Origin of the sequence: Alkalibacterium sp. f15, assembly GCF_049389645.1 — a bacterium.
Taxonomy (GTDB): Bacteria; Bacillota; Bacilli; order Lactobacillales; family Carnobacteriaceae_A; genus Alkalibacterium.
Genome location: NZ_CP186540.1, coordinates 2,099,774 through 2,119,195, shown reverse-complemented (window position 1 = coordinate 2,119,195; position 19,422 = coordinate 2,099,774). Strand labels below are relative to the sequence as shown.

14 protein-coding genes are annotated in these 19,422 nt (G+C 33.8%); all 14 read right to left on the bottom strand.

Annotated features, from left to right (window positions below):
* Window positions 1-75: 75 nt before the first annotated feature.
* The 14 genes from ACO1PF_RS10090 to ACO1PF_RS10025 all read right to left on the bottom strand — a co-directional run bounded on the left by ACO1PF_RS10090 (window position 76) and on the right by ACO1PF_RS10025 (window position 19,366).
* Entirely contained in the window at window positions 76-1,245 is a 1,170-nt protein-coding gene (locus tag ACO1PF_RS10090; protein ID WP_423188928.1) for a nucleotide sugar dehydrogenase, read from the bottom strand.
* A gap of 100 nt (window positions 1,246-1,345) precedes the next feature.
* Window positions 1,346-2,320: an LCP family protein gene (locus ACO1PF_RS10085; protein ID WP_423188927.1), complete on the bottom strand. Its 975-nt coding sequence runs from the start codon at window positions 2,318-2,320 to the stop codon at window positions 1,346-1,348.
* Window positions 2,321-2,474: 154 nt separating this feature from the next.
* Window positions 2,475-6,194 carry an SH3 domain-containing protein gene (locus ACO1PF_RS10080; protein WP_423188926.1) on the bottom strand — a complete coding sequence of 1,240 codons (3,720 nt, stop codon included), beginning with the start codon at window positions 6,192-6,194 and terminating at the stop codon, window positions 2,475-2,477.
* Window positions 6,195-6,474: 280 nt separating this feature from the next.
* Window positions 6,475-7,887 (bottom strand): lipopolysaccharide biosynthesis protein, encoded by a 1,413-nt coding sequence (locus ACO1PF_RS10075; RefSeq protein ID WP_423188925.1) that lies wholly within the window; start codon window positions 7,885-7,887, stop codon window positions 6,475-6,477.
* Window positions 7,888-7,952: 65 nt separating this feature from the next.
* Window positions 7,953-9,068 carry a polysaccharide pyruvyl transferase family protein gene (locus ACO1PF_RS10070; protein WP_423188924.1) on the bottom strand — a complete coding sequence of 372 codons (1,116 nt, stop codon included), beginning with the start codon at window positions 9,066-9,068 and terminating at the stop codon, window positions 7,953-7,955.
* A gap of 16 nt (window positions 9,069-9,084) precedes the next feature.
* Window positions 9,085-10,101, bottom strand: coding sequence for a glycosyltransferase family 2 protein (locus ACO1PF_RS10065; protein WP_423188923.1), 1,017 nt, complete (start codon window positions 10,099-10,101; stop codon window positions 9,085-9,087).
* 27 nt (window positions 10,102-10,128) lie between these two features.
* Window positions 10,129-11,586, bottom strand: coding sequence for a hypothetical protein (locus ACO1PF_RS10060; RefSeq protein WP_423188922.1), 1,458 nt, complete (start codon window positions 11,584-11,586; stop codon window positions 10,129-10,131).
* A 23-nt stretch (window positions 11,587-11,609) separates the two neighbouring features.
* The gene (locus ACO1PF_RS10055; protein ID WP_423188921.1) at window positions 11,610-12,785 is read right to left on the bottom strand and encodes an O-antigen ligase family protein; all 1,176 of its coding nucleotides are present in this window, start codon (window positions 12,783-12,785) and stop codon (window positions 11,610-11,612) included.
* Window positions 12,786-12,900: 115 nt separating this feature from the next.
* Window positions 12,901-14,130, bottom strand: a complete 1,230-nt coding sequence (locus tag ACO1PF_RS10050; protein WP_423188920.1) for a hypothetical protein — start codon at window positions 14,128-14,130, stop codon at window positions 12,901-12,903.
* A 9-nt stretch (window positions 14,131-14,139) separates the two neighbouring features.
* Window positions 14,140-15,255: a glycosyltransferase gene (locus ACO1PF_RS10045; RefSeq protein ID WP_423188919.1), complete on the bottom strand. Its 1,116-nt coding sequence runs from the start codon at window positions 15,253-15,255 to the stop codon at window positions 14,140-14,142.
* A gap of 74 nt (window positions 15,256-15,329) precedes the next feature.
* The gene (locus ACO1PF_RS10040; RefSeq protein ID WP_423188918.1) at window positions 15,330-16,472 is read right to left on the bottom strand and encodes a glycosyltransferase family 4 protein; all 1,143 of its coding nucleotides are present in this window, start codon (window positions 16,470-16,472) and stop codon (window positions 15,330-15,332) included.
* Entirely contained in the window at window positions 16,450-17,244 is a 795-nt protein-coding gene (locus ACO1PF_RS10035; RefSeq protein ID WP_423188917.1) for a glycosyltransferase family 2 protein, read from the bottom strand. Before ACO1PF_RS10035 ends, ACO1PF_RS10040 begins: the two co-directional genes overlap by 23 nt.
* Window positions 17,245-17,445: 201 nt before the next feature.
* Window positions 17,446-18,543, bottom strand: coding sequence for a glycosyltransferase family 4 protein (locus ACO1PF_RS10030; protein WP_423188916.1), 1,098 nt, complete (start codon window positions 18,541-18,543; stop codon window positions 17,446-17,448).
* The gene (locus ACO1PF_RS10025) at window positions 18,536-19,366 is read right to left on the bottom strand and encodes a hypothetical protein (RefSeq protein ID WP_423188915.1); all 831 of its coding nucleotides are present in this window, start codon (window positions 19,364-19,366) and stop codon (window positions 18,536-18,538) included. Before ACO1PF_RS10025 ends, ACO1PF_RS10030 begins: the two co-directional genes overlap by 8 nt.
* Window positions 19,367-19,422: the final 56 nt, after the last annotated feature.

The window sequence follows — 19,422 nt, the reverse complement described above, 5'->3', positions numbered from 1 at the left end:
AGTAATTTTAGAACATTTTAGCAAAAAAAACATTCAAAGTTTCCTAAAGAAACTTTGAATGTTTTTTATGTTCAATTAATTATTATTGTATAAATCTCTCGTATATACTTTCTCTTTAACATCTTTAATGTCATCAGTAATTCTATTGGCGATAATGACATCGACTTCGTTTTTAAAAGATTCGATATCATTATTCACTTTTGAATTATAAAACGTATCTTCTTTAAGGACCGGTTCATAAACGACTACTTCGATCCCTTTTGCCTTGATGCGTTTCATGACACCTTGGATCGCACTTTGACGGAAGTTATCAGAACCTGATTTCATTACCAGACGGTAAATTCCGACTTTTTTGGGATTTCTGGCAATTACTTGATCGGATACAAAGTCTTTACGTGTACGGTTGGAATCGACAATGGCCCGAATCAAATTGCTCGGCACCTTGTCATAGTTCGCCAACAGTTGCTTCGTATCTTTGGGCAGGCAGTAACCACCATAACCGAATGAAGGGTTATTGTAATGGTCGCCGATACGTGGGTCTAAAGAGACACCATCAATGATCGATTTGGTATCCAGTTCGTGTACTTCTGCATACGTGTCCAGTTCATTGAAGTAAGCGACGCGTAAAGCTAAGTAAGTATTCGCGAAAAGTTTAACAGCCTCGGCTTCAGTTGAGTCCATCAGTAAGACAGGAATATCTTCTTTCTCAGCACCTTCGACAAGTAAATCAGCAAATTTTTGAGCAGCTGCTGATTTTCCGCCTACGATGATGCGGGTAGGATACAAGTTATCGTATAAGGCATTACCCTCACGTAGAAATTCTGGGGAAAAAAGGATGTTTTCAGTGTTATATTTTTTCCGCATGCTTTCAGTGTAACCTACAGGAACTGTTGATTTGATTATCATAGTCGCTTTGGGTGCATATTTGATAACATCTTCCATGACTGATTCAACGGCTGACGTATCAAAATAGTTCGTCTTGTCATCATAATTTGTTGGTGCAGCAATAACAACAAATTCTGGGTTGTGACCATAGGCTTCTTTTCTATCTGTGGTCGCTAGTAAGTCCAGTTCTTTGTTTGCCAAAAATTCAGAAATTTCTTTGTCTGCGATCGGCGACTGTTTATTGTTCACCATGTCTACTTTTTCTTTGATCAATTCTATCGCTTTGACAGTATGATTTTGTGCTAATAAAACGGCGTTGGATAAACCAACGTAGCCTAATCCTACGACTGTTATATTCATTTATTTCATTCCTCTCATGGTCAATTTATCTTTTCCAGTTTACCACGTTGTAATTTTTATAACAACGAAAAAAGAGCACTTAGAAAGTGCCCCTCTACAATTACAGTTCTAATTCATTTTTCAACTGGGTTCTTACACGACTCAATTCTTCGTCCGGAATGATTTCGTAATAGACCCCATTCATCATGGTCCCACTTCCGGTTAGCTGATCCTGTTCGATCGTATTTGCTGCTTTACGGTAATTGTTAAATACATCGACCATTTCGTCAAACGTCATATTCGTTTTCATTGAGTTGCCCATTGCGCTTAAGACACTTCGGTAATTCATAATGGAATCCAGTGAGGCTAAACTCTTCATTGCGCCTTCAATTACCTGACGCTGTCTGAATTGACGACCATAGTCTCCTTCAGGATCTTCTTTGCGCATACGAGTATACGACAACGCTTTTTCTCCAGCCATGTGCGTTGGTTCTCCTTCAACAAACTGATGGCCACCTTGGCTGAACGAAATTGGGGGAACAACGGTAATCCCTCCCACAGCATCGACCATCTGCTGCATGCTTTCCATGTTAACCGCAACGTAATAGTCCACCGGTACATCCAAGAGATTCTGGACAGTATTCATTGCCATGCTTGCTTTACCAAACGCATGCGCATGATTGATTTTATCTATTGTTCCATGTCCTATGATATCTGTCCGTGTATCACGAGGGATACTGAGAATGCTTGTCTTTTCGGTATTTGGATTGACAGCTAACAGCATCATCGTGTCTGAACGTCCATATTCCACTGAACCGTCTTCTTTATCAATACCTAACAGCAAAACAGAGAATGGATCTTCGCCGCCATCGACAACTACCGGTTTTTCTGCACGGGCCTCATGTTCTTCTTGGTCGACTTCTTCATACATGTCATCTGTCGTGCTTCTAACGTCGCTAAATACTTGCCAAGCAACATAGCCTCCTATAGCGGTAAGTACCAGTAAGAACAAGAGAAAAAAACTGAGAACGATTTTACCAACTGATTTTTTCTTTTTAACGTTTTGATTACGCGTACGACGCGACTGATCATTCATAGCTTTCCAACTTTCTGTAATTTTTTCTTATCTATCTTAACAGTTTTTAATGACAACTCAATAATAAATCATCATATTACGATAACATCATTATACTATAATTCCGAAAATAACGCTATCGCCCCATTTACTGAGGCCATAGCGTTTTATCTATCTACTTATTTTCGTTGTAAACTGGCATATCAAATTTAAGATGTAAGTCAAATCTTTGAGATACTTCTACTAATGTATTCAAGGTATGCGTTTGTTTGTAACCCCAACCTATATCTGTCGCATATTGATGAAAGCCGGGATTCAAAGGATTCCATCTCATTTTATACAAGGTGTCTTGTTTGTGTGTTGCATGGTTGACATATTGTTTGGAAATCCATTCGGCACCACCCATTATAGCTTTATCCACCGTGTCCCATCCCATTTTATAGGCATATTCGGAACCGGATTTCAATGGTGAACTGTCAAAGGCGGCAATACCATACATATTATAAACTACTTTAGGCGTGACTGCTTTACCATCAACCTCTGAAACTAAGATACCTTTCGCTAAGGAAGACGATCCATTACCCGTCTCCAGTTTTGCATGCGCCAGTAAATAAATCTCATTTATATTGTAAAGTCGGCTAGCTTCCAGGAAGACATGTCCCTTCCCAGTTAAAACGCCACTGTTCCCGATTTCTTCATTAAGCTTCGCTTCATTGATGCCTGAAGAACCTGAAAGTTTGAGGAACTGCAGCAATTCATTCTCTAATGTATTCGTCACTGTGATAAAATCTCCGGAAACCCAGCCTAATTGACCGTTGCTAAATTTGATTTGATACCAGTTGTTACTTGCTTTAACAATTTCGTAACGTTGACCGTTACTCACGGTTGTAAAAATAGCATGATTAGTTCCTGGTCCTGATCTGACATTTAATGTAGCAACATTGATTCTTGCTATAGGTTTATAGGCCTCAGTAAATTCATGAGTGACACTATCTCTGTTGGTCTGATCAACAAATGCGCTTGATACCCAACCCGTTTTCGTCACACTAGATGATAGGTACGACACTTGGAGCCAACCATTCACTTCATTGATGATTGTGACTTCTTTGCCTGCAAAGATTTGGTCGATGATAGAGTGACCCGTTCCTGAACCACTGCGCACATTCAATGTACTTGCGGTAACTTTGCCTGTAATTGCAACTGATATCAGATCATTCTCGATACTGCTCAAGAAATTGTCAGGATTAAGATAATATAAGGTCTGCTCTCTTGATGCATTGACCCATTTCCCCCCTGCTTGCGTTTGAGGAGCACGTTTCATCTGTTCATTTAAAGCAGTCTCTAATGAGACCTGGTAATATGAATTTTGATAAGAAGCGTTGTTTGGTATTAAATTATTTTTAGCTAAAATTTTATATTTCTCAGCTGTGATATTCTCATTATATAAATTGGTTGGTCCGGCTATTAGTGCATCATAGCGTTCGACCGCTTGAGCGTACTGGTAGTTTTTATGGAGCGTGATGGCTTCTGACAACAATAGATTTGCCTGTTTAACAATATAATCTTCGATCCGTGTATCATCCGGATGATTTACTATCGCGTCTATAGCTACATACCAAGCTTTGATAGTGTTTTTTTCGTTTAAAATTTCTTGGTAGGCATAGTCAGAACTGAGTACTTTTAATGTTTCAACTCTTGATGCAGCAGCTCGATTCTTCAAGTTTTCTGGTAACCATGGACCTTTTAACACAATCTCATAATAGGTAAGTGCCACTTCGCTATTTCCTTTTGAAACTTGAGAATCTGCATAATTCAGCATACGAACTGCTGCTTTTTCGATGGCATCTTTGAACCGAGCATCATCCGGGTATGTGTTATACCCTTCCACAGCTTTACTCCACGCCGCTGAGACTCCAGATGCATTAATGGATTCGTTGTACAAGGCTACTTTCTTCGCTTCTTCAATTATGCCAGCCGCTTGATCTCTCGAACTCGTGGTTCGAGCCTTTATATCTGTCGGTAACCAGGGACCTCTCAACATGCCTTCATAATAGCTAAGCGCCCATTCGACATTTCCTCTTGTGACTAATAAATCTGCATAATTCAGCATACGAACTGCTGCTTTTTCGATGGCATCTTTGAACCGAGCATCAGTCGGGTATTTGTTATATCCTTCGACGGCTTTACTCCATGCCGTTGAGACGCTTGATGAATTAATGGATTCGTTGTACAAGGCTACTTTTTTGGCTTCTTCGAGCATGCTTAATGCTTGATCTCTCGAATTCGTGGTTCGACTCTTTATATCCGTCGGTAACCAAGGACCTCTCAGCATGCCTTCGTAATAGCTAAGCGCCCATTCGACATTTCCTCTTGTGACTAATAAATCTGCATAATTCAGCATACGAACTGCTGCTTTTCCGATGGCATCTTTGAACCGAGCATCAGTCGGGTATTTGTTATATCCTTCGACGGCTTTACTCCATGCCGTTGAGACGCTTGATGCATTAATGGATTCGTTGTACAAGGCTACTTTTTTGGCTTCTTCGAGCATGCTTAATGCTTGATCTCTCGAATTCGTGGTTCGACTCTTTATATCCGTCGGTAACCAAGGACCTCTCAGCATGCCTTCATAATAGCTAAGCGCCCATTCGACATTTCCTCTTGTGACTAATGAGTCTGCATAATTCAGCATACGAACTGCTGCTTTTTCGATGGCATCTTTGAACCGAGCATCAGTAGGGTACGTGTTATACCCTTCCACAGCTTTGCTCCATGCCGTTGAGACGCCAGATGCATTAATAGATTCGTTGTACAAAGCTTCTTTCTTGGCTTCTTCGATCATGCTTACCGCTTGATCTCTCGAATTCGTGGTTCGACTCTTTATATCCGTCGGTAACCAAGGACCTCTCAGCATGCCTTCATAATAGCTAAGCGCCCATTCGACATTTCCTCTTGTGACTAATGAGTCTGCATAATTCAGCATACGAACTGCTGCTTTTTCGATGGCATCTTTGAACCGAGCATCAGTCGGATATTTGTTATACCCTTCCACAGCTTTGCTCCATGCGGTCGAGACGTTTTGTGCATTGATCGATTCGTAATACAATATATCTGCACCTGATGTCGTACTAGCTGTTCTAACATTATATGATTCTAACTCTTTCGATTTCTCTTCTACAACTTCTGTGACAGTCAAGCTTTCTTGAGTGACTTCTTCTTGTTCTGAAAATTCATCATTGCCGTCATTTGTCTCAGTACTTGAATCCGTCGATTTATTAACAGATGAAACTTCTTCGCTCTCGGTAACTTCATCTTCAGTAATGCTTTCTATCGAGTCAGCCATTTCCAAATCGTTGTTCTCAATGACTTCAACACTATCCAATTTATCTATTTCACTATTGTCCTGGTCAATATCTTCTTGAACGACGTTTTCAGAATCTGTCTCTATCGTAGTAACAGAATCATAATATTCAAAGATGGAAATAGATGAATACTCCCTTATTAACTCATCACTCATTACCCAGTCTTCTGGCAATTGATTATTTTGTGCCATTTCAAGATTATTTTGAACTTGGTCCATCAAATTTTCGTCTAAATCTAAATATGTAATAAATATGTCATAGATACTTGCAGCTAATTCATATTCACCTTCATTATGTACGTTAATAGTGATGTCTAATAATTCATCAATATTAGTATCCTGATCGATATCAACCAACGTATCCATTAATAGAATTTGCCAATCTTGTATAACAATATCTTCAGATTGATAATTTATTATATCGTTGTTCTCTTCTGTAGCTTCAACCTCTATCGACGGGGCTAAAGCGGCTAAAATCGCGCTACTATATAAAAAGTATTTTAGTTTGAACGTTTTTTTGTTGGACTGTTTCACTATTTTTCCGCCTTTCTTCTTGTTATTATTGATGATTCTTCGAAATTATAGCATAAATATACAGAATGTATGGTATTCAATTGAAATAATGATACTTTTATGTCTTAAATACAACAATTGTTTGACAAATAAGAATATTTTTCAATATATTGTATAGTAATGTTTGATCATCAACCTCGTTTTTTCGAAAAAAAAACCAAGATCAAGCCATATAAATCAGCTTTGATCTCGGTTATATATTATTTTAGAATTTTTACTTATTAGTATAAATTGTCACTCTCTATTTTTTTCTCTTAACGTTTTTCCATATTTTTTTGAGTAACAACCATAAACTACGGTTAACAAATAATATTAATAAGAACAATCCAATACCTGCCATTATTTCGTAATACACAGGGACATCAAAGAATAGAAGAGCTATATGCAAAGAAATGATTACTAAGTTTTGAATAAGTAACTTCCAATTGATCGTCATATCGATATATTCCCTTGTATCATATACCCTTAGGATCCAGATAATAAAGAATGAAAGCATTGAAGAAATACCTGCACCAATGATACCGAACTGTGAAATAAGAATGTAGTTTAACACCAAACTTACTAATCCACCATAAACAGAAGTCTTGAATACTCCTTTTGTTTTTTTCGCAGCAATATAGTTAGTACCTAAAAAACTTGAGAAACTTGAAAATACAGCACCTAATAGTAGAAACGGCACAACGACCCACGCTTCATAATAGTCAGCCGCAAACAAGAAACTGATCCCAGGTTTTAATACTATCAAAATAGCCGCAATGCCTATAAATAATAAGGACGACAGATAATTAAAAACATTAGAGTAGAAATCCGACTTGTTTTCACTGTCGAATTCTTCAATTGCCGATAACTGCCAGGCTTGCATGAATATTTGAATGAAGATTTTGATTAAAGATGGTATTCTACTTGCTACTGCAAATAAACCGTTAGCTCCGATACCTATAAAAAATCGAATAAAATATCTACTTGAGGCATTGATCAACCACCACATCAAAGTATTTGGAATTAAAGGAACGGAATAAAATAACAGTAATTTCATTACAGGTTTTTTTATTAATGACAAATCAAAATGTCTATATGCCTTCGTACTTAAAACTAAATATATTATAGATATGAGGTATGCTAAAATCATTGATACAAAATAACCATTTACACCAAGTCCAAATACAACTAAAAACAAGATATTAAGTGTACCCGTTGAAATAGTTATTAAAATTCCATTGATCGCAAATTTCTTTATTTCGCCAATAGCTCGAGCGTATTCTGCGAAAATACGTTCTAACATCTGCATAAACAGGATGATGTACATAAACATGACGAAAGTTGAATCGTCAAGTAAGTTGAGCCAAATGATTAACGGATAAAATAATAAGGCAATCAAAAAGCCAATGATTGCTATATATAAAGCATTCATCATTACACTGTCTGTTTCATTTTTATCATCCATTATAAATCTTAAAACAGCATCAAATATACTAGCTGACACTATAGGTAATAACATACTTACTGTCGTAATTACTAAATCAACCGTTCCAAACTCAGCAGTTGATAAATAATACGTATAAACAGGGACTAGGAAAAAAGAGATTAATTTACTTCCTAGTCTACCTATGGCAAAAACAAATGAATTGCCTAATAATTTTTTGTATGAATTCATCTTAATTATTTATACAAGAGATAATTCTTATATAAATATCCTCCTTAATATATATAGCATGAAACTCAGTTTAGTAATTGATCCAATTTGTAAAATTGGTTTTCTGCTTCAGTACATTGCTTTGAAATATCAATAGCACTATAATCTTCTAATTGAGAAACAACACTAGCCGTATCTAATTGTTCAATTTCGTTTATATGAGTGTACTTACCCTTAAAACCAATATCGTTTAACACATTCAATGTCTTACTGCTATATATAAAAGGATATAATGGTTTATTGAATAATAAACCCAGTATAACTGAATGAAATCTTGTGGCCACAACACCACTCGAGTTCTCAATAATGCTAAGTGCCTCAACCATGTTTCCATTATAATTATAAGAACTTACTCCGCTTAAAGAGCTGCCCTTCTCTTCAAAATAATTCTTTATTTTATTTATTGCGATTAAATCTCCTTCGTACTCACAAAAACTCATTAAACTAACTTTATAATTTCTAGCTTGTGCATCTACTATAATATTGTAAACAGCATTGATATAGTGATCCTCTTGCATTTTCAAGGCAGCCCTGTTGCTCAAATCTATTATAGATATAACAATATATTTTTCGTCATCCGTATTCTTAATGCTCAAATCATTTTTAGTATCCATCGTAAAAACAACATCAGGTGCGTACCTTACGTTGTTATTCTCAGAAAACAAATCATATGAATATTTTTCCCTAAAACAAACATCATTTACTTGCTTAAAGACCTCTGTATAAGAAGTCAGATAATCCTTATCCTGAAATGGACCAAAATTACTCCCTATTATATAATAATTCCGACTTGATAATACCATTTCATTGTAATTCTTTACTTTTGATTTCCAGTTATCATCTTGAATAAAAATTGAACCCCCAATGTTAACAGTTCCTAAAGAAGAATCAATAATCTTTTTTCTCTTAGAAATAAATTCAGGGATCTCAATTGAAAATGTTCGATTCACTTTTTTAATTATTCTTTCTATCAAAAAGGGTTGAAATGCTTTTAAATTTGTAATCTTTTCAAAGGGCTTTGCTTCTTCTTCAGAACACTCTATGAAAAATTGCACATCAGGATATCTTTCGCAAAGGATTTTAATGAATAAATCATCACCCAAATTAATTTTCGTGAAAGCTTTAATTAACATCTTTTTCATACTATTACCTACTTTATCATTTTCTGTATCTTAATCGAGCGTATATATTCATTACAGACGTTACTGTTTTGTTGAGATTATATTTTAATAAAAACAATAAAATCTTCTCAACTTTAGTTCTAACATCACTTAATTCTAGCAGATCAACCGACTTCATTACGTCAGTATCGTTAAAGATTTTTTTTGATACGTCTTTCTTAGTCTCTTTTTTCACATTACCTCGAATGTATAGATTACGTAATTCAATTATCATCGCGTTAAAATATAATTTCGCTATATTTTTTTTGAATTCTTCTTCCATTTCCCAGCTAATAAACATATGTTTATATTCATCTATCACTTCTTTTTCATTGTCAAAGCGATTTTCAAAATACGTATTGACAGCAGAATCTTCTCTCGTTCTATCGTAAATGTACACTATATCCTTGGTAATATAAATATCAGATAACACTGCATATGTTTTAAAGTTAAAAATTGCATCTTCTCCCATATAATGGTTAGAAAAGCTTATGTTGTTTTTATGGATAAAATCCTTTTTATATATTCTAAAACACAAACTTTTTATATTCACACTCTCAAAATCGGAAAAGTTTTTTCTGAACTCGTTTTCAGAGTAGTACCCTTCCAGCGTAGGAATACGTTTGATTTTAGACATGTTTTTATCGCGTCTTAATTCTAAGAAGCCTCCAGATACGACATCAGGAGAATGCGTTTTAATAATATCTACGTATTTTTCTAACGTGTTTTGAGGAAGTAGATCATCCCCGTCAACAAATAGAATATACTCGCCTTCAGCAACGTCCAGTCCTTTTTGTCTCGCTAAACCAGGCCCAGCGTTTGATTGTGAAATAAACCGAATATTTGAGTGCTTCGCACTGTACTCTTTAATAATAGCTAAAGAATCATCTTTAGATCCATCATCTACCATAATCAATTCCCAGTTATCATATGATTGTTCCATAATACTATCGATTGTTCTCTTTAAATAATTTTCTAAATTGTACACAGGTATGATGATGCTGATCTTGGTCACATGAATTCTCCTTGCATAGTATGAACTTTATAGAGGGTTCTTATTTCGACTCTTTCTTAAAAACTTAAGTTTGCTAATATAATATTTAATAAAACTACCTATATAATACGCGTACTGATTTTTTGCTAAAGCATTGACCTTTGACTTACCCGGATTAATTGGAAATTCTAATAATTCGGGCCATTTTCTTTTAATTATTTCTTCCTGAAAAGAGTGATTGACTCTGTCTTTTCTGCTTAAACTAACCCATAGCTCGATTAAATAGTGACAATTAAATAAGTAATACGGATCTGCAAAGACATCATAATTTTTTGCGTTATTGGGAAGCCACTTTCCTGACCTGTGTTCCCAAAAAAACAAATCATAAAGAGATACATTGTATTCATTTTGTGCATCTTTCATCCACTTGGCGACATGATTTTTATTTTCTTTTGAAAAATTGTGTGTTTTAGTAGTCAGATAACCTAAGGTTGCCATGCTTTCCGGAAGATTCTTCCCAAAATTACTTTTCAATATAGGTATTATATCGCCGCTTAAGAATGACCGCTCGCTTAAAGATGACAAGGATAGTGTTAAGCCGTTTTCCAAGATTCTTCTATTTTGCTGTTTATCTAACAACACACTTAACTCATCAAGTTGTTCTTTTGAAATAGTTTCACGCTCTAATGCTAAATGCTCTAAATGATATTTCTCAGCAATCATTTTAGGGACTTTCATATCCCAATTTTCCGAGTCACCCTTGTTAAAGAAAGTATACATAGGTATAGACTCAATATCCTCTTTTAAAAAAGCCAATAAAGTGCGGCTATCTATGCCTGATGTAAGTGGAAGTGCTAATTTTCTTTCTTTAATGACCGTTTTCAATACATTATCAATTATAGAAATGGTTTCATCCAGTACATCTTCATATTCCTTAAGTTCAATTGTTTTATTCGGATAAAAACGTACCATCGCAGACTTTTTCATGCTCAAATAGTGATTGGGTATTATCATTTTTATTTCATCATACATGGTCAAGTTATAGGGTAAGGGATGTTGTTCCTCCGCCATGTTCTTTATTTTAATTGCTTCTTTCGAATAACCATACTGGTACATATTGGCTAATTCTAAAGAGTCGGAAGAAACACTCTTTTGATCACTTTTCCCCTCTGTATAGTATATAGGAATCGAACATGTCGCATCAGGTATTATATGAAAAAAGGTGTCTTTTTGATAGTAAAAAATAATAAACCTGCCTAACAGGTATCTGCTTTGATTTAAAATTTTGTCAAAATCTTTTAGTTTTAACAATTCATCTGCAATATCTTGATTTGATTTAGACGGTTCTTTGCAGTCCGTAGCATACCCCATTAGAAGTATTTTACTATCTTGATCATCTGATATATGAAGTGAACAGTCGTTATAGTGAAAATAATAATCTTTTATTCTTATATTGTTTTTATAATTAGCATAAAGTTTATCTGTTAGTAAATAAGCATAATCCATAATATTCATCCCATCTTATTGATTTATTCGGAAAGGGTTGATTCACATTTCTCTCTCTCGGTATATTGTATAAAACTAATAATAATCCCCCAAAATACCCACTGCCACTCTATAAATATATTAGAAGCCGAAGAAATTGAAGACGCTAAAAATGAAATGGCGTATATCAACAAAACCATGGATGTATTTTTTATAAACGAATCAGAATTATATTTATAATTCAAATATAATTTCCTGACAATATAGATATACATTATAGTATATAGCATGAAAATGATGACTCCATAGCCAACTAGTATCTCCATAAACCAATTGTGTATATTCATAGCATCAATATCTTCCACAAAAGGTCTGTTTGCCATCCAATATTCAATGTTTCCAGCACCTACACCAAATCCATATGTCTGGAGTAAAAATGCAAACCCATTTATCAGTAAATTTATACGATATCTATTAGATCCGCCATCTCTGAATAAGCTAGTCTGAATGAGCCCATACAGATCAAATAACTGCTCTCTAATAGTCGACGAAACAAGTAAAACAAATACAAAAGCGATCACGATTGCTAGACTATACTTGAAAAACTTTCGAGATAAATTTAAATTCAATATATTTAATATTAGAAAAACACTAATTCCTATTATTAAACCTAATTGATTGCCTCTAGAGCCACCATGCGATAATAATAACAGGCCAGAAATCATATGTAATACACTATATAGTTTCAACCAGTGATTTGTACTTATTAATAATATCAATAGACCAATAAAAATCCCCGTCAATAGCAACGTCGCGTAATCATTTATGTTCCCAAAAGTAGTGATGGCTGCTCCAACACGATTATGTTTCCATAAATAATTACCCGTAACGACCTCATACCAGCCCAACATTTGATGAAAACTAGTCATGAGAAAAACGATAATAAATAGAGTCTTGATATCTTTTTTTGAACGCATATTAAATGTGATATAAAAAATCGACAATGCACCTGTTACAATAAAAAACATCCCGAATAACCATCTAGATCTACTTTCAACCCAAAAAAATGAAGTGAAACCGTAAATTACCCATGCAAAATATACTAAATGATAAAAATTTAGGTTGTCAGATAATGAAATTTCTGTTTTTGGATCTTTAATCGCTACTTTATAAAAAAACATTATAGAAATTAAAACCAAAGTCATTCTGTAAGCGGACATTTGGGCTACTCCTAAGGGTATGGCCAATAATTCAGTTCCTAAGAAGACAGTTATGACTAAAACGTACGTCAGAAACTTCACACTCTTCACTCCCTTCAAAATGTTTTTAGAGTTTCTATAATTCAATAATTTTAATGGATTTATTTCTGTAAGCCTTTAAATGTTTCCTTTGTCTCAAGTACCAGTCTTTGGACGTAACGTTTCTTTTGATTACGAGTACAAATTCTTCATAAGAATTGTTAAGCGGTAAATGATTGATTTCATCAGATAACATAATTTCTTTTTCTTCTAATTGTTCAATTGCTTCGGAGATGCCCTCTACAAAAGAAGCTTGGGATATTATAGCCACAGATGAGTAGTTTGACTGCAACATATCATAAATTATTTGATCGCTCGAATCCTGATTATTGTATTTCAAATGAAGATCATGACTGTTCCACCCATAAGTAAAACTATAATTGATTGTTTTATTTAATATATTCCAAACAAAAATCGCAATAGCACTCAAAATAAGACTTAAAATGAAGAATAGCCCTACTTGACGCACAATTCCTCTAAGTGAAATGTCATTAGTTTCACTTGTCAAGGGATTCATTTTAAATATTTCAGGATCTGAAATATAAAAGTTCCTATTATTACTTATTGTTCTCTGACTGGACATTTCATATTTCCAGTCATATTGTGTTTCAATTCTGGCAAATCTGCTTCCACCAGGATCCATCCCGAAACTCACGTCCAGAAAACTATCGTTATCGTTTTCTAAATCCTCAAGAGTATTTTCAATATCTGGATCATTATTTATATTTAAATCAATTAAATAATCACTAATCCCAAAATGCGAATCCACAACACTCACATTACCGCTCGCTGGCTCTACTTCTACAGTTAAAAAGTAATTACCCGATTCCTTATCGTATAATAAAAGATCCCTGTTTGCATTTGTTAAACCGAGTAGACTCTCTAGTGGATTAAAACTTTCATCTAACTCATCCATGGAATTAAAATTATCAATAAAATTCAAAGTGGAATCATTATTAACACCAAGAGAAAAATCGCCAGCAAATCTGTCCCACTCGTGAATCTCATCAATTAGTTCGCTAGGCAGGGCTGGATATAAGGAAATATTCTCATAATCAGCATCGGCATATATATCTATAGTTCCAATTTTAATTTCACTTTCTAGTTCTTCATCCGTAGCTATTTCTTCTGAAGCAATATTTTGAAATAAAAAGTATAACACTGAAAAGATAAGTGTCATTAAAATAGTCAGACTCAAAAGGATCCATTTATTATCTTTAACCATGGCCCATAAATCTTTAATAAAATCGAGAATATTCACTTTCACACTTCCTTCTTAAATCATGTAAGATTGTATTTTATTTTTCAAAAAGTCATTATACAATTCAGCAGAAGTTTCATTTGTAAACTTTTGCTTCACTAATCGTTCTTTGATAGTATCTAATTGTACATTACGTGGCTTGTAGTCAACAATTTTAGTTGCCCATTTTTCAGGGTCATCGATTGGAATAAATTTCACTAAATCTAATTTCAAATCGCTTTCTTTCGTGATCGTATCAGACATATAAGTCATAGTTCCAGAGGCCTGTGCTTCTATAGAAACAGTAGGTAACCCTTCATAGAAAGAAGGGAGTGCAAAGATATCCATTACTTTATATAATTTATGAATGTCGTTTCTTCTACCCAGGAACTTAACGTGCTTAGATAATCCTTTTTCATGAACGAGTTTTTCAATATCCGGTTTTAAAACGCCTTCTCCGATAAACAACCATACAAAATCAACGTTTTTGTCGTTTAATTCACTGATGATTTCCACCATAAATGGATGGTTTTTTTGTCTTTGAAATCGAGCAACGCTTCCTATGATAAGGGTGTCAGCACTTATACCGGGCAATATTTCACTTCTCAGTTTATCTAATTCACTTTTTTCAATCGTTTTTGAAAAATTATCCACATTAATACTGTTGGGTATATGCATAATCCTTCCATCTTTGATCAGTTTGGAGCCAAAAGTGAATTCTGATGCTTTTATACCGCAGGATGCATACTCTATCTTGATAGTATTGTTGATTATGCGGTCAAGTTTACTTTGTAATCTTTTTTTCTTAACTTCATCTGCATCTGTATGAGCATGTACGATAAACCTTTCAGGAGAGAACTTCTTGCTTAGATAATAAAAAGGTAGCATCCTATGGCCTTGAATATGAGAATGAATAATAAACTTATCCGGTTGATTTTCATATACCTTCAAAACTTCACTCTTAAACATTTTGAATCCTTTTATCTTCGGATTTGGGACTTTATAAATCTTCCCCCCCGTATTCTCGATGGCTCTCTTAAAAGGTTCCTCTACCTCTTCAAAACTTATAACGTCAAATACTACATTTTCATCACAAAGAGCTAAAGCTTTATTCTTAATAAAAGAAGATATACCGCCTTTAGATCCACTCATAATATGCAAAACTTTTATTTTCCGACACACGACTAACCACCCTAACTACTCTTTTAATAAGTTATATAAAATTATTATTGCATATTATTTTTATCGATCACTTTACAATATAATTGACCTAATTCATCTGACAGAATATCCCAGTCGAATTTATCGACTTGAGTTAATGCATTCAATGATATTTCATCATAATTATCAATTATTTTTATGATTTTATCTGCTATATCTTCAGGATTTTCTGAATCCACACCATAGCCAACTATTCCCTCTTCAAATTGTCTATGAAACCCCTGTTCCTTAGAATAAATGACTGGCAAACCTTGACTCATTGCCTCCGGGTAAACTAAACCAAATGTTTCTCTGAAAGATGGCAGAATAAAAATGTCATTGTTTTTATATAGATCAATTAAACCTTCTTTTTCTATATGTTCAATGACTTCCATTTCTTGATTATTCTGCTTATTCATTTTATCGAGATACTCTTTTTCAATCACTTTCCCGACAAAAGTTAATTTGACATCCTTATTGTATTTACTTTTTAAAATTTGAGCTGCTTTAATACTGCCGATTTGATTTTTCCTTTTTCTTATCTGACCTACTGAAAGTAATTTCAATTGTTTGTTTTCATCTAATCTTCTAGCTGCTGCTTTGTTCTTGTGCCAGAAATCATCAATACCATTTGGAATAATATGGGACTTTTCGAGCACCATTACTTTTGTTTCTTCATTTTTTATATATTTATTACAAAGATTAAGTTTACTGGATTCCGATAAAAATATGATTTCTGATGCATTCTTCAGTATGTTTATACCTCTTCCACGAAGATTGATTCTTATTTTAAAGAAGTTCTCAACATCGGTATCATTTCTAACCGTAACTATATACGGTATATCATATTTTTTAAACAATTTAAATGCGATATTACCATCCGTAAATAATGTATGCGCATGAATGACATCGTACTCTCTCACATCTATCAAACTTTTTAATTTACTATATATTTTAAACTGCTTCCAAGTATAAAAAAACTTATGGTATTCATTGAAGGTTACTGGTGAATATACTTCATACTTGGAGGTATAAATCATCTCTGAATGTTTCGCTTTTTTTATAGGCATAAATATTACATTCTCAAACATATCAGGCAATTTATCGATAAGATTCTCATGTAATTTCGAAGTTAAAAAGTTAGAATTAATGTGGAGTACTTTTGTCATCCTTGACCTCCGTTTTATTAAGCTTCAAAGCAACGGTTATTATCTTATGTATCATTATAAATAATGATCTTACAAAAGACAGTTTTTCTATTTTGTATAAAACAACCCACTGATGTTTCAGTAATTTAATTTTATTGGAAGATAGCGATTCACTTCTAACTCGGTAAATTGAATTGGTCTCATGCAAGCCATAAACATGTCCAGCCTCTTTGATGACTTTTAACCATAAAGCAAAATCATTACGCCTTTTAATTAATGGTGCATAATGTTTGCCCAACTGTTTTGCATTATATATAATTGTAGAATTTCCCGGACAGTATTTTAAAACACCATTATAGTCTAATTGATCTCTAACTCGTATTATCTTCTTTATTTCACTGTGTTCATTCATTTCAGCATATTCAGTACAGGTAAAGTAGTATTTATTGGCCTTCATAAATTGAATTTGATCTTCGAGTTTATTTGGCGTCCATAAATCGTCACTATCCAAAAAAGCCAGATATTCTCCTTTAGATTCTTCGATAGCTGTATTTCTGGCGAAAGCCGCACCAGAGTTATTGGGCAATTTTATAAGCTTAATTCTAGAATCATCTACAGAAGCAACTGTCTCTACTGTATTATCTGTTGAACAATCATCTACTATTAAAAGTTCCCAATTGGTGTATGTCTGTTTTTGTACTGAGGTGATCGCTTCCCCTATAAATTCTTCAGAATTATATGCAGGCATTATAATGGATACTAAATCATCAATAAAATCCACTGAAGGTTTCATAATATTACTCCTTATTATTTCTTATATTTTTATTCATTTTGTCAACAAACCCACATAAAATCATATGCAACGTACGTTTATCTATACTAACCAAATTTATAAAATCGACAAAAGCCTGTACTGCATGTGAACCTTCTCAGCACTGTATGTGGAACAATTAGCAAAGCTAATTTTTTTGATTGTTTTATCTTCTACATTATACTATTTATTGTCATTTTTATTTATTTTATTGGCAAATTGTCTTAATTTATTTAACAGCGGTCGTCTGTTTTCTCCTACTAGACCAATAAGTTCAATGAACACTTCTAAACCAAATAATAAAGCAATGGTTATCAAGATTGAACCGATCAATGAAGATAATGGATAAAGTAGCGCGATCATGGAAAATATGCCGGCAATCAGATATATGACTAAAACCGTTTGTTTATGTGTCAAGCCTAATGTCATAAGCCTGTGATGCATATGATGCCGGTCGGCACTAGACATAGGCATACTATTTAATTTCCTTCTCAGCATGGCATAAACAGTATCAGTGATCGGTATACCTAAAATAACTATTGGAATTATCAAAGTTATCAGCGTAACATTTTTCAGTCCATATAAAGACATCACAGATATCATGAATCCTAAAAATAATGCGCCCGTATCTCCTAAATAGATTTTTGCTGGATAAAAATTATACGGTAAAAATCCGATTATTGCCCCCACTAAAGTGAATATCATGATACTGGTTATGAAACTAGTGTTTTCCAAAAAGAAAACACCAATTATTCCCATAGTACCTAAAGCTATTATGGATATCCCACTGGCTAAACCGTCTAACCCATCGATTAGATTAATGGAATTCGTGATAGCTAACACCCAGAAAATAGTGATCGGAAATCCTATCCAAGTGGGCAAGTACACAAAATCCATAAAAGGAACACTTACTTGTACTACAGTTAGATCGTTTGCATAAACTATAATCATAGCCGCTACTATTAATCCCAACATTTTCGCTTTAGGACTAATTTCTTTGATATCATCGACGATCCCTGTTAAAAGGACAATAGTTGCAGCTATGAAAATCGGAAAGCTTATACTTAACTCAACAGGTTGTAAAACAAAGATTGAAAAAAAGAAAGCAAGATATATCGCGAATCCTCCCATAGATGGCATAATTGTCTTGTTTACTCTTCGTTTATTGGGGACATCTACTGCCCCTATTTTAAAAGCAAGTTTCCTCACAATAGGCGTTAAAATTAAACTGAGTATAATTGTTAATAAAACATTTATAAAAATTTGATAGACATCATACATAAATTTTTCCTTCCAGTTCATTAGAATTTACTTTTTCTTTAATCGAAGGGATTATACCATACAAAAAAACGAATAAGAGAAACAACCAAAAAGATGGGTTTAAATAACCACCTTTAGCCATATTCATAGTTATGAACAATATACCTGTAGTTAAACTATTTAATATTATATATCCTGTTAACCCCAGATAAGGAATGAATCCTATTAAACCAAAATCACTTATTACGTAAGCATAAATATTGGTGATCGGCGGGGTATGACCAATTCCATTCCCAAATATCAGTCGTTCGTTTTCGACATAAATCCAGCTTTCAATAATGCGGTTATAAGCAGAACCATCCATGCCCGATAAAATATTGATTGTTCTTTCTATAATCGTAACGTATATAATATCCCATAACATAGCTAGTATTAGTGTCATCGGTATAACAAGGTACCACACTTTTTTTGTCCATTTAATATTGCCTTTTATTGTATTAACAAGAAGATAACTGAAACCTGTAATTAAAAAGATAAATATCATACTGTAACTGAAGGTTAATAATATTCCTAACATCAATATAATCAGTATGTACCCTTTTTTACTTTTATTAAAGAACAGATTGGCAAAAAAAATGGTGTTAAGGTAATGACCCAAGTGAGCTGGCTCAGAAAATATGCTTCTCATTCTGACAATACTGTCATTGCCAGCATAATAATAGCTTCTATAATCTTGTCGCGTATATGTCCAAAAAAATCTAGATATATGATGATTGTCTGTGTAGATAGCGACGATAATTATGATCCCTATTAAAATAGTTAAAACAGCCAAATAGTTATTCACATTGATAAACTTCTTTTTCAGATCATTATTATTTATAAAGTTGAAACATACTATGA